We start from the raw sequence: 13,198 nt of genomic DNA, 5'->3' as shown, positions 1-13,198 counted from the left end.
GTGTTGAGATGTATTCATTTTTTTCAAATCTAAAAAAATGTAGAGATAACAGTGATTTGTATCCAAGTGTAGAAGTTGTAATTGCTAATTACATATTAGAAAATCATGACTTTATCCCAGAGATATCTATAAAAGAGTTTGCTAAAAAATGTAATACCTCAATATCTACTGTATCAAGATTTTGTCGAAGAATAAATGACAGTGATTTTAAAACATTAAAGGAAGAATGTAGAATATACAATAGTTTTCTTAAAGAAAAAGAAGTTCATAGAAAAAATGAAAAAAAGAATTATTTTATAGATCTTAATGATTCATTATTAGAAACTGAAAAATTAAATAATGAAGAAATATATAACCAGGCAATAAAATTGATTAAAGAATCTAAAAAAATATATTTCTTTGGCACTTCATTTTCGAATATATTGGCTCAAAATGCTAGTGAAAAGTTTATGAGATTAGGGAAAAATACTATATGTCCTCTTGCAGCTTCTTCACAAAATATTGAGGTCAAAAAAATAAAAGAAGATGATTTGGCATTTATAATAAGTTTTTCAAATAATAACTTTCAAATGAATAGAATAAAAAAATATTTAAGAGAGAAAAGAATAAACACTATATTTATAACCTCTAAAAAAGATTCTAAAAATATAAATGAGATATTTTTAATGGTATCTTCAAAAGTGTATAAAGAATTTGAATCTCCTTTGATACAAGAGATAGCAACAAATTACATAATAAATAATCTTTATCTGAAATATGTGGAAGATTCAGATAAAAAATAGATGAATTCTAAAAAATTATGATATACTATATGGAAATAATTTGGCCTTTTGTAAAGTATTTTTAATTTTTTAGGAGGAAAAATGAAAAAAACAGTATTACTAGTAGTAGATGTTCAGACAGCTTTGGTTTTGTATGGTATGTATGATGCTGAAAAAGTAACAGATAATATCAATTCTCTTATTGAAATGTGCAGAAAAAAAGGGATAGAAGTTATTTTTGTAAGACATGACAGTGGGAAAGGCAGTGAATTAGAGCATGGGACTTTTGGGTGGGAGATATACAGCAAAATTCAACCTGCTGAAAATGAAAAAATATTTGATAAAATTTATAACAGTGCTTTGAGAAAAACAGGATTGAAAGAATATCTTGAAAGCAAGGAAATTGAAAGAATAATTCTCACAGGAATGCAGACAGAATATTGTATAGATGCCACTTGCAAAGCAGCTTTTGAATATGGATATGAATTGATTATTCCTAAAGATACAGTAACTACTTGTGATAATGGAAAATTTAGTGCTATGGACTTGAATGATTTTTATATGAATAATATCTGGAAAAATCGTTTTGCACAAGTAATAGATATTGAAGATATAGAATTTTAATAAAATGGGTGACTAGAAATTAACTTAACATCTAGTCACTCATTTAATTTTTTAATCTTTTTTCCAACGCTTTAGATGAGGGAAAAATTCTTTCATCATCTGTCTTGCTTTTTCTTCAGTCATTTCAGGATGAGCCTCAGCCATATGAGGAACACATAATTCAATCATTTCATCCATTGTCATCTCACCAGTAAACTTTCCACTATCAAAACAGTAGCTGCAATATTCAGTATTTTTACTCCCATCTGCATTAGTCCCATAAAATTCGCCAGTATTTCCCATAGGCATTCCACAACTTTGACAATATTTCTCTTCCATTATTTATCCCTCCTGTATGCTTTAGATATTTCATTGTAGCATTTGAAACCTGACAACTGCGTGTCATATTACTCTTTATAAATTTTTTTTATTTTTTCTATTTCATTTAGAAGATTTATTCTTATTTCTTCTGGTTCTAAAACTTTCACATCTGAACCAAAAGAGAGAAGAAAGCTATATACCCATTTATCATGTGGAAAAGATGTAGTTACTACATAATTTCCATCTTTTGTTTTTTCTATTTCTTCAGAGGAAAAGCCGTCATAAACTCTGTAGCCTAAATGAGAAGGAAATTCTAATTTTAAGTTCACAAGTGATGGACAATCTTCTCTTTTTACTTCTAATGATGGAGGCAAAGGAAGTTCGTTAATATTAAATATTTCTGGACTTGCTTTCAAAGAAGACATTCTGCTGATTTTAAATGTTCTGTAGTCTTTTTTATCAAGGCAAAATCCCTGTAGATACCAAGAAGAAGATTTGAAAAAAAGTTTTACAGGACAAATTTTTCTTAAAGTAACTTCTCCATATGAACTGATATATGCAAAGGAAATTATAGTATGCCCAATGATGGAATTCTTGATGAGGATGTAATTCTGGTTATCGTGGTCACTGTCACCCCATCTGGAAAAATCTATTTCTATCCAGTTGAGGTAATTTTTTTTAAAAAGTCCTGATAATTTAGATATGAGCTTTGAATTATCAGTGGCATTTAATGAAGGAATACTTTGAAGAGATGTTATTATTTTTTCCTGCTCCTCATCAGTAAAAACAGAGTTGTTTAGAACATAATTTTTTTCTATAAATATTCCACCACCGCTCCCTTGAGAAGTATAGACAGGGATGCCAGAGGAGCAGAGAATATCTATATCACGATATATAGTCCGCACAGATACTTCAAAATGCAGAGCCAGTTCTTTAGCTGTTATATGTTTTCTGTTGATTAAAATATAGAGCATTTCAAATAGTCTGTTAATTTGCATACTAAACCTCTTTTTTTCTATATTCATTGAAGAAAGCAAAATATTCTCTAAGCATATAGTTAGGAAAAACTATTGCTGGAGTTTCTGCATAGACAGTTTTTAAAGGAAAATTTAATTTCTTAGATATCATTTTTACTCTGTACATGTGAAAACTGTTGAACATAACAGCTATATCTCCAGTTATTTCTTTTTCTTTGATTATTTTATCAGAGAATTTTAAATTTTCATAAGTAGATGTAGATTTATCTTCTTTGATAATATTTTTTATAGGGATTCCTCTTTCTGAAAGATATATTTCCATAGCTTCAGCTTCAGATATTAATTCATCCTTTCCCTGCCCCCCAGAAACTATAAATATAGTGTCAGGGTTCTCTTTAAAATATTTCACAGCTTTGTTTAGTCTATATTTTAATACTTCTGATGGAATATCCCCTTTTAGTCCAGCTCCCAGAACAATAAGATATTTTACTTTAGGACTATTATTTCTGTTGACTAAGATATCTTTTAAGATTATTCCCTCTACAATAATAAAAGAAAAGAAAAATAAGCAGTATCCAAGTTTGCAGATTTTTTTTAAAAATTTAAAGAATTTATTTTTATCAGCTTTGAGTACTATATTTTTATAAATTATTAAAGAGGCGTAAAATAAAAAGAGGAATCTAAATCCGAAAGACGATTTAACCAACAGGCTGCATATAAAAAGAAAAATAAGTATAATAAAATCCAGTTTTTTCATTGTTTACCCCTTTGTATTTTTGCTATATTCTATCATGGAAATGTAAAATAAAACAAGAGGAATCCCTTGAAAGTTTAGGACTTTCAGAGATTCCTCAGGATTATAGAAGTATATTTTTTTATAATCTGAATAATAAATCGTAGTAAGTAGGTATAGGCCAAACAGATTTTTCTACCAATAACTCAAGGGCATCTACAATAGTTCTCATACGAGTAAGTACAGGTATAAGTTCATTGTTGTAATAGCATGCTCTTTCATATTCATCAGGAATTGCAACAGCTGTTTTCAATCCTTCATTTAATTCAGTGATAGTATCTTTAAGTTGATTTTTATATCCTATTACTTTAATTAGATGCTCTTTGTCATACTGAATGAATTGTTCTTCACCAAGAGCCTCTCTCACACTGTTTATCATTTGAGAGATATTAGTTATATATCTAGAGATACAAGGATATATCTCATTTCTTGCCATTCTTATAGCAGTAGATATTTCTATATTTGTTTGTTTGTTATATCTTTCACTATAAACTTTAAATCTTGAATAAAGTTCATTTCTAGATAGAACTTCATTTCTTTCAAAAAGATCAATAGTCTCTTCTCTTATAAATACAGGAATTCCTTCAATAGTGTTTTTTAAATTTGAAAGACCAAGTTCTTTTGCTTTTTCAATCCAAGTGCTCTCATATCCATTTCCATTGAATATGATTCTTTTATGTTTAGGATATCTGTCTTTAATAAGTTTAATTATATATTTATTTATATGTTTTGTAGGGTCAGTTTTTTCAAGATAGTCAGCATACTCTCTTAAAATATCTGCCACAATAGTATTTATCATGAATACTGGTGTAGATGCAGAAGCACTTGATCCAGGCATTCTAAATTCAAATTTGTTTCCTGTGAATGCAAATGGAGAAGTTCTGTTTCTGTCTGAAAGGTCTTTTGCAATTTTAGGAATATGAACTCCTATATCAAGAGTACCTCCATCAGCAGATTCATTAAATTCAGTATTTCCTATATTTTCTAAAAGTTCTTGTAATTGTTCTCCAAGGAATACAGATATTACAGCAGGGGGAGCTTCATGTCCTCCAAGTCTGTGGTCGTTTCCAGGAGTAGCAGTACATGCTCTAAGGATGTCTGCATATCTATCTATTCCTTCAACTACAGCCATCATATAAAGAAGGAATTGTAAATTATTTTTAGATAAATTATCAGGGTTAAAAAGATTTATTCCTGTATCAGTTGCAAGAGACCAGTTACAGTGTTTTCCAGAACCGTTTACCCCTTGGAAAGGTTTTTCGTGAAGAAGAGCAGCAAGATGATGTCTGTTTGCCACTTTTTTGATTATATCCATAGTCAGATGATTTTGATCTACAGCTACATTGGCAGAAGTAAACATAAGTGCAAGTTCAAACTGGTTAGGAGCAACTTCATTATGTTTAGTTTTTGCCATAACTCCAACTTTCCAAAGTTCAGCATCAAGTTCAGCCATGAAACATTCTACTCTTTCTTTAATTGTTCCATAGTAATGGTCATTCATTTCCTGACCTTTTGGAGGGAGGTTACCAAATAGAGTTCTTCCAGCAAGAGCAAGATCTAAACGTTTATCCCAGAACTCTTTTTCCACTAAGAAGTATTCCTGTTCAGCACCTAATGTTACATCGATATGTCTAGTCTGGTCATCACCAAGAAGTCTCTGTATTCTTAAAGCTTGTGCTTCAACAGATTTGATAGATTTTAAAAGAGGTACTTTTTTATCCAGAGCTTCACCATTGTAACCAACAAAAGCAGTAGGAATATATAGTGATTTAGATATTCCCTCACCTTTTAAAAACATAGGAGAGCTTGTATCCCAAGCAGTATATCCACGTGCTTCGAAAGTAGATCTAAGTCCACCATTTGGGAATGAAGATGTATCAGCTTCCCCTTTTATAAGATCTTTTCCAGAAAATTGAGACATGATAGACCCATCAGAAGTAATAGAAATGAATGATTCGTGTTTTTCAGCAGTAAGTTCAGTCAGTGGCTGGAACCAGTGTGTGAAGTGAGTGGCACCTTTTTCAGTTGCCCAGCTTTTTACGGCGCTGGCAATAATATCTGCTACCTCTAAAGACATTTCTGCCTCTCCAAGTTGAACAGATTTAAATTTTTTGAAAATTGAGCTAGGTACTCTGCTCTTTAATTCAAGCTCGGAAAAATAATGGATACCAAATACTTCTAGCATAGTGTTCATTTTTATAACGCCTCCCCTTTAAAAAAGATAAAAATATTTTCTATAAATATGTGTCCAGTACACAATTATATATGTTGTATATATAGAATTAAATTTATATGGAGTATAAAATTTATTGTATTAATTTTTATTTTATGATTGTAGCACAAGTGAACATGATAATCAATAAAATTTTTAAAAAAATTTTTTTAAAAAAGTAAATAAATTGAAAAATGAATTAAAATGAGATATAATTTAATATAGTCCACTAAAGATATAACAAGGGAGTGGTATAAAGTGGAAATTTTAAAGGGAACTTTTGCTTTTGAAGGAATTGTAGTAGGAAGAATATTTTTAGATAAAAAAGAGTTGTCTAACAAGGGGATAACTGCGCTCTTAGATGAGAGAGAAATAGATGGTGAAATCGAAAGATTCAGGGATAGTTTAGAATTATCAAAAGAATCTTTAGAACGTCTGAAAACAAGCCTTGCTGGAAAAATAGGAGAGAAAGATCTTGAAATAATTACAGCACATCTTATGATTCTGGATGATCCTGTATATATTTCTGATATAGAGAAATATATACAAAAGAATAGAACAAAGGCTGAGGATTCTGTAAAAATAGTCACAGATAAATATATTTCTTTGTTCAATAAGCTGGAAAATCCTATATATAGACAAAAAGTACTGGATATAAAAGATGTAGAAAAACGTATAATTAAAAATTTGAATTCAAAAAAAAATGAATGGGCTGATCTCAATGGAAAAATACTTATAACAGAAGAGATACTTCCAACTGAATTATTAAATATGTGCCAGGAAAATATAAAATTAAAAGGGATAGTTATGGAGTATGGAGGGGAGACCTCTCATCTTGCAATTCTTGCAAAAGCTCTGGAAATACCTACTTTAATGGGCATAAAAAATATTTTCAGTTATGATTGGAAAAAAGATGTAATTTTAGATACTACTGAACAGAATTCTTGTGTTATAATAGAACCAGATGAAAAAACTTTAGAAGAATACAAGGATAAAATAGAAAAGTTTAATTGTAAAAGAGAGGAAATAGAAAAGTCTGCTTTTCTTCCAGCTGTAACATTAGATGGAGTAAATGTCTCTCTGAATATGAATATCAGTGGAAAAACAACAAAAGAAGAAATAGATGCTGTCACACCTGATGGAATAGGACTTTTAAGGACAGAACTTCTTTATATGAAAAATAACAGCTTTCCTGATGAAGAAGAACAAATCGCTTCATATAATGATATAATTAAAAATTTTGATGAAAAAGATCCTATTATTATAAGAACATTAGACATAGGAGCAGATAAACAGCTTCCATATTTTCAAATGAAAAATGAGACAAATTCATTTTTAGGTTTAAGGGGTATAAGATTTTCTCTAAGTGAAAAAAATATATTTAAAACACAATTGAGAGCTATACTAAGAACAGCTTATGGAAGAAATGTAAAAATTATGTATCCGATGATTACTAATATAAATGAAATAAGAGAAGCAAATGAACTTTTAAAAGAAGTGAAAGAGGAACTGAGACAGGAAGATAAAAAATTTAAAGATGATATAGAAGTAGGAATAATGATTGAAGTTCCTTCAGCAGTAATGATGGCTGATGCTTTTGCTCAGGAGGTTGATTTTTTCAGTATAGGAACAAATGATTTAACACAATATATACTGGCAGCTGACCGTTTATCAGAAACGGTTTCAGATATGTATGACAGTTATAATCCAGCTGTATTAAGGGCTATATATATTGTAAAACAAGCAGCAGATAAATATGGAAAATCTGTATCAATTTGTGGAGAAATGGCAGGAGAACAGAAAGCTATAGTAGCATTTTTAAGTATGGGAATTACTAATCTGAGTATGGTGGGAGGTTCAATACTTGCAGCTAGAGCTTTAGTAAGAAGTCTTGACTACACTTCTCTAAAAAATGTAAAAGAGCAAATTCTTCAATGCAGTGATTCAAATAAAATAAAAGAAATTTTAAAAAAATATATATAGAACAAGATAAGGAAAGTGATATTTTTATGAAAAGCAGAAAAGTTCAAATAAAAAACAAGGCAGGACTCCATGCAAGACCCTCATCATTATTTGTACAGTTAGTAACAGGATATGATTCTGATATAACAGTTAAATGTGATGATGAAGAGATAAATGGAAAAAGTATAATGGGTCTTATGCTCCTTGCAGCTGAGCAGGGAAGAACATTAGAATTAATTGCTGATGGACCGGATGAAGATGAGATGCTGGATGCATTAGTAAAGTTAATTGAAGTTGAAAAGTTTAATGAGGAATAAATCATGGAGATAATAAGAGCTAAACATATGGGATTCTGCTTTGGAGTATCAGGTGCTATTGAAACATGCTATAATGTATTAAAGGAACCTGAGAACTCAGAGAAAAAAATATATATTCTTGGAATGCTTGTTCATAATGAATATGTAGTAAAGAAGCTTGAAAAAGAAGGCTTTGAAATAATAGAAGAAGAGGATATTTTAGAGAAAAAAGACAAACTAAAAGATGGAGACATAGTTATAATCAGAGCTCATGGAACATCTGAAAAAGTATATAATATATTGAAGAAAAAAAATATAAAAATATATGATGCAACTTGTATTTTTGTAACTCAGATAAGAAAGACTCTTATAGAAATGGAAAGCAAAGGATATGAAATTTTATTTGTGGGAGACAAAGAGCATCCAGAGGTAAAAGGAATAATATCATTTGGAAAAAATATTAGAGTTTTTAAAAATCTTGAAGAAATCACAAATGCTGAAATAGACAGGGATAAAAAATATTGTCTTTTGACTCAGACAACTTTAAATAAAAAAATTTTAGAAAAAATAAAAAGTTTCTTGGAAAATCACTATTCAAATGTTAAGATATCAGATAAGGTATGTGGAGCAACGCAAGTAAGACAACAAGCAGTAGAGGAATTATCAAAGGATGTAGATATATTATTGGTTATTGGAGGTAAAAACAGCTCTAATACTAAAAAACTATATGATATATCAAAATCAATAAATGAATCCACTTATTTAGTACAAGATGAGAGTGAAGTAGAAAAAGAGTGGTTCAGAGGCTGTGAAAAGATAGGTATCACAGCTGGAGCATCAACACCAGAAGAAATAGTAATTAATATAGAAAATAAAATAAGGGGGATCTTTAATGTCTAATAACGAATATTATGAAGAATTTGAAGCTCTGTTGAACGAGTACTTACCAACAGAGGAGAAATCAAAAGTAAGGGTAACAGGAGTATTATCTCAGGTAGATAGAAACTTTGCTTACTTAGATGTACCAGGACAACCAACAAGTGTAAGAGTAAGAAGTGAAGAACTAGCAAACTATAATATAGGAGACGAAGTAGAAGTACTTCTTATTGGAGAAACTGACGAAGGAGAATTCATAATCGGTTCTAGAAAAAGAATAGATATGGAAGATAACTGGAAAAAATTAGAAGACGCATTTGAAAATAAAGAAACTGTAACTGGAAAAATAGTAAAAAGAGTAAAAGGTGGATATATGGTAGAAGCTATGTTCCATCAAGGATTTCTTCCTAACTCTCTATCTGAAATTTCTATGAAAGATGGAGATAAAGTAGTTGGGCAAGATATCACAGTAATGATAAAAGATATCAAACCTGATAAAGATAAAAAAGGTAAGAAAATCACTTTCTCTAAGAAAGATATCACTCTTCAAAAAGAAGAAAAAGAATTTGCTGAATTAAAAGTAGGAGATGTAGTAGAAGCTGAAGTTGCAGATGTATTAGATTTTGGACTTTCTTTAAGATTACAGCACCTAAGAGGATTCGTTCATATTTCTGAAGTATCTTGGAAAAAACTTGATAAATTAACAGATAAATACAAAAAAGGAGATAAAGTAGAAGCTAAAATAATCTCTTTAGAGCCTGAAAAGAAAAATGTTAAATTATCTATAAAAGTTCTTACAAGAAATCCTTGGGAAGTAGCAGCTGAGCAATATGCAGTTGATTCAGTAGTAGAAGGAAAAGTAACTAAAATACTTCCATATGGAGTATTTGTAGAAATAGCTGATGGGGTAGAAGGACTTGTACACATGTCTGACTTCACATGGAACAAGAAAAGAGTAAGCCTAAATGAATTTGTTCAATTAGGGGATACTGTAAAAGTTAAAATAATCGAATTCCAACCAGCTGAAAGAAAATTAAAACTTGGAATAAAACAATTAAGTGCAAATCCTTGGGACAGTGCAGCTGAAAGATATGCTGTTGGAACTGAATTAAAAGGAAAAGTTCTTGAAGTTAAACCTTTCGGAATCTTTGCTGAAGTAGAACCAGGAGTAGATGTATTCATTCACCAATCTGACTTCAACTGGCAAGGAGAAGAAAATAAAAAATTCGCTGCTGGAGATGTAGTAGAATTTAAAGTTATTGAACTTAATACTGAAGATAATAAAATCAAAGGAAGCATTAAAGCTTTAAGAAAAAGTCCTTGGGAAGTAGCTCTTGAAACTTACAAAGTTGGAGAAACTGTAGAAAAAGAAATCAAAAACATCATGGACTTTGGACTATTTGTTAACCTAAGCAAAGGAATAGACGGATTTGTTCCTGCTCAAATGGCTTCTAAAGATTTCGTAAAAAATCTTAAAGATAAATTTACAGTAGGTCAAGTAGTAAAAGCTCAAATAGTTGAGATAGACAAAGAAAAACAAAGAATCAAACTATCTATTAAAAAAATAGAAATTGAAGAAGAGAAAAGAGAAAATCAAGAACTTCTTAGTAAATATGGAACTTCAGGAGAAGAGAACTAAAATATAAAAAAAATAAAAAGTAATTGCTGTAAAGTTAGAATGGCTCAATTACTTAAAAAAGCTGACAAGAAGTAAAACTTCAAGTCAGCTTTTTTTCTGAAATAAAAATTGTTTTTGAGTCTGAATAAAAAATTGAATTGAATTTTGAAGTGATTGAAAGTATAAAAAGTAAAATTATATTTTACTTTTTATAGCAAATATGATAAAATAAATTACCAAAAAGGTAATTTTATTAAGAAGGTAGATAATGAAAATAAAGTATAGTGGGAAGAAATTAGAAAAAAGATGCACAGATTTCAAAGAAGCTAAAAAAGAATATTCACAAAATGTGGCATTAAAATTACATTCTACTATAAATTTTATTTTGAGTGCTGCAAATTTATCTGATATAGCAAATGTCCCTAGTTATAGACTGCATCCTCTTATGGGGAATAGAAAAGGAACATACGCTATTGATTTAGGAAAAACTTCAGGTTTTAGACTAATAATACAACCTTTAGATGATGAAGAAAATATAATTAAAGATCATAGTGATATGCAATTAATATATAAATGTACAAAAATAATAATAATTTTGGAGGTGAGCAATCATTATGAATAATTTGATAGTAGAATATAAGAATATGATTGCCTTTCATCCTGGATATTACATTAAAGAATTGATAGAAGAGGAAGAGTTAACACAGCAAGAATTTGCAAAAAAAATTGGGACTACTCCTAAGACTATAAGCAAATTATTAAATGGAGAAATTAATCTTTCAGATGAAGTGGCAATAGGCTTGGCCATTATGTATAAGACATCTGTTGAAGTGTGGAAAAATTTACAAAGAAAATATGAAGATGTAATGAATGAAATAAAAAAAAATGAAGATATTAAAAAACAAATAGTTGTTTTAGATTATATTGATTATAATTTTTTTGTAGAGCAAAAATTAGTAGAGCCAGCAAAAACAAAAAAAGAAAAAATAGAAAATTTATGCAGTTATTTTAATGTTGCATCTTTAAAAAGTTTTGATAGAATTGATTATTTTACTAGCTATAGAAAAGAAAATACAAAAATTTATGAAAAAAATATAATAAATTCAAATCTTTGGGTCCAAACAGCAATTAATGAGGGAGTAAAATTAAATATAAGTCAACATTTTGATAAAGAAAAATTATTAAAAAGTATTCCTGAAATAAGAAAAATGACATTACAATCTCCAAAGGTATTTTATCCTAGACTAAAAGAAATTTTTAAAGAATGCGGAGTAAGTTTTATTTTATTACCTCATTTAAAAAATTCTAAAATTAATGGTGCAGTAAAATGGATAAATAAAGAAAAGGTAATTTTAGCTATAAACGTAAGAAGAAAATTTGCAGATATATTTTGGTTTTCACTTTTCCATGAAATAAAACATGTTTTACAAAAGAAAATTGCTATGACTATTTTATCTGATGGGTATACTGAAGAAACTTTGCAAAATTTAGATAAAACTCTTGAAAATGAAGCTGATGAATTTTCAAAAAATACTTTAATTTCTAAAGAGGAATATGAAGATTTTGTTTTAAAGTCTGATTTTAGTAAGGATTCAATTTGTAGATTTGCTAAATCAATAAATATTCATTCAGGAATAGTTGTAGGAAGATTACAAAAAGAAAATATTATAGGATATGATAAATACAATGATTTAAGGGAAAAATATATTCTTGAATAAGAAATGATAAACATTTATCAAATGGTGTTGTTGGAAAATAAATAAAAAATTTATTAAGACTCTAGTAGTAAATTTAAGCTGCTAGAGTTTTTTTGATTGAATATTTGCAAAATGGTGTTGGTAGAAAATAAATAAAAATCAGCAAAAGAGAATGCCTGTATTGACAATTTTCTATATTCATCATAAAATGGTATTAGTGTATTGCAAAAAACTGTAAAAAAATAAAATATACTTAGGGGATGACACAAAAGTAAAAATCTTATTTTTAAATTTTTTGAGGCATCTTCTTTTTATTTCTGAACATAAAGCGGAAAAAAATGATGATAATTGTAATGTTTATGGTTATAATAATTGAAAAAATACAATATTTATGATAAAATAGTTTACTAGAGAAGTAATGAAATTTTAATGAAATTTGAAGGTGAAATACAATGACAGAATTGAATGCAATGTTAATAAAATTAGCTCTTATAGTAGGAATAGGAGCAATGATCGGATGGATAACTAACTATGTAGCCATCAAAATGCTTTTTAGACCATATAAAGAAATAAACTTTGGATTATTTAAGATACAGGGGCTTATTCCCAAAAGAAAACATGAAATAGCTGTAAGCATAGCGGATACAGTACAAAAAGAACTCATCTCTTTAAAAGATGTAACAAGCAGTTTAGATGGAGAAGAGTTAGAAATAAGAATGGGAAATATGATTGATAAAATTCTTGATGCAAAATTAGAAGGGGAATTGGTAAAAAAATTTCCTATGCTTGCTATGTTTATGAGTGATGATATGCTTAGAAAAATAAAAAGTATGATAAAAACTTCTATTCTTGAAAATAAAGATACTATCATAGAAATGTTTTCTAACTACTTAGAGGAAAAAGTAGATTTCAGAGAGATAATAATAAAAAATGTAGATGGATTTTCTCTTGAAAAACTTGAAGACATAACATATTCTCTTGCTAGAAAGGAATTGAAGCATATAGAAGTGGTAGGAGCTGTATTAGGAGGAATAATAGGGTTTTTTCAATTTGGAGTAAGTCTGTTTATATAAGGAGAGGAA

13 protein-coding genes are annotated in these 13,198 nt (G+C 29.0%); 9 read left to right on the top strand and 4 right to left on the bottom strand.

Going from position 1 to position 13,198, the window contains the following annotated elements; genetic code table 11:
* Positions 1-8: 8 nt before the first annotated feature.
* Both C4N20_RS04400 and C4N20_RS04395 read left to right on the top strand, forming a co-directional pair.
* Positions 9-782, top strand: a complete 774-nt coding sequence (locus C4N20_RS04400; RefSeq protein ID WP_005980487.1) for a MurR/RpiR family transcriptional regulator — start codon at positions 9-11, stop codon at positions 780-782.
* Between the two features lie 81 nt (positions 783-863).
* On the top strand, positions 864-1,385 hold the full coding sequence (locus C4N20_RS04395; RefSeq protein WP_005980489.1) for a cysteine hydrolase family protein: 522 nt from the start codon (positions 864-866) through the stop codon (positions 1,383-1,385).
* A 51-nt stretch (positions 1,386-1,436) separates the two neighbouring features.
* Here C4N20_RS04395 and C4N20_RS04390 read toward each other — a convergent pair whose 3' ends face one another.
* The 4 genes from C4N20_RS04390 to C4N20_RS04375 all read right to left on the bottom strand — a co-directional run bounded on the left by C4N20_RS04390 (position 1,437) and on the right by C4N20_RS04375 (position 5,649).
* On the bottom strand, positions 1,437-1,703 hold the full coding sequence (locus tag C4N20_RS04390) for a zinc ribbon domain-containing protein (protein WP_005980490.1): 267 nt from the start codon (positions 1,701-1,703) through the stop codon (positions 1,437-1,439).
* A gap of 68 nt (positions 1,704-1,771) precedes the next feature.
* The gene (locus C4N20_RS04385) at positions 1,772-2,683 is read right to left on the bottom strand and encodes a helix-turn-helix transcriptional regulator (RefSeq protein WP_005980492.1); all 912 of its coding nucleotides are present in this window, start codon (positions 2,681-2,683) and stop codon (positions 1,772-1,774) included.
* Position 2,684: 1 nt separating this feature from the next.
* Positions 2,685-3,419: a YdcF family protein gene (locus tag C4N20_RS04380; protein ID WP_005980494.1), complete on the bottom strand. Its 735-nt coding sequence runs from the start codon at positions 3,417-3,419 to the stop codon at positions 2,685-2,687.
* 118 nt (positions 3,420-3,537) lie between these two features.
* Positions 3,538-5,649: a glutamine synthetase III family protein gene (locus tag C4N20_RS04375; protein WP_005980496.1), complete on the bottom strand. Its 2,112-nt coding sequence runs from the start codon at positions 5,647-5,649 to the stop codon at positions 3,538-3,540.
* Between the two features lie 276 nt (positions 5,650-5,925).
* Between C4N20_RS04375 and ptsP the strand changes: the two genes are divergently transcribed.
* The 7 genes from ptsP to C4N20_RS04340 all read left to right on the top strand — a co-directional run bounded on the left by ptsP (position 5,926) and on the right by C4N20_RS04340 (position 13,189).
* Positions 5,926-7,650 carry a phosphoenolpyruvate--protein phosphotransferase gene (ptsP, locus tag C4N20_RS04370; RefSeq protein WP_005980497.1) on the top strand — a complete coding sequence of 575 codons (1,725 nt, stop codon included), beginning with the start codon at positions 5,926-5,928 and terminating at the stop codon, positions 7,648-7,650.
* 26 nt (positions 7,651-7,676) lie between these two features.
* Positions 7,677-7,946, top strand: a complete 270-nt coding sequence (locus C4N20_RS04365; protein ID WP_005980499.1) for an HPr family phosphocarrier protein — start codon at positions 7,677-7,679, stop codon at positions 7,944-7,946.
* Positions 7,947-7,949: 3 nt separating this feature from the next.
* Positions 7,950-8,825: a 4-hydroxy-3-methylbut-2-enyl diphosphate reductase gene (gene ispH / locus C4N20_RS04360; RefSeq protein WP_016361652.1), complete on the top strand. Its 876-nt coding sequence runs from the start codon at positions 7,950-7,952 to the stop codon at positions 8,823-8,825.
* Complete coding sequence (locus C4N20_RS04355) at positions 8,818-10,440, top strand: 30S ribosomal protein S1 (protein WP_040490867.1); 1,623 nt, start codon at positions 8,818-8,820, stop codon at positions 10,438-10,440. Before ispH ends, C4N20_RS04355 begins: the two co-directional genes overlap by 8 nt.
* A gap of 247 nt (positions 10,441-10,687) precedes the next feature.
* Positions 10,688-11,041, top strand: a complete 354-nt coding sequence (locus tag C4N20_RS04350; protein ID WP_005980501.1) for a type II toxin-antitoxin system RelE/ParE family toxin — start codon at positions 10,688-10,690, stop codon at positions 11,039-11,041.
* Entirely contained in the window at positions 11,034-12,137 is a 1,104-nt protein-coding gene (locus tag C4N20_RS04345) for a helix-turn-helix domain-containing protein (RefSeq protein WP_005980503.1), read from the top strand. The genes C4N20_RS04350 and C4N20_RS04345 overlap by 8 nt, the downstream gene beginning before the upstream one ends.
* Positions 12,138-12,568: 431 nt before the next feature.
* Entirely contained in the window at positions 12,569-13,189 is a 621-nt protein-coding gene (locus tag C4N20_RS04340; RefSeq protein ID WP_005980505.1) for a DUF445 domain-containing protein, read from the top strand.
* The last annotated feature ends 9 nt before the right edge of the window (positions 13,190-13,198 follow it).

The organism is Fusobacterium ulcerans, from assembly GCF_003019675.1.
Lineage (GTDB): Bacteria > Fusobacteriota > Fusobacteriia > Fusobacteriales > Fusobacteriaceae > Fusobacterium_A > Fusobacterium_A ulcerans.
Note: the sequence above shows the minus strand (reverse complement) of the source record. Positions and strands in the feature narration are given on the sequence as shown.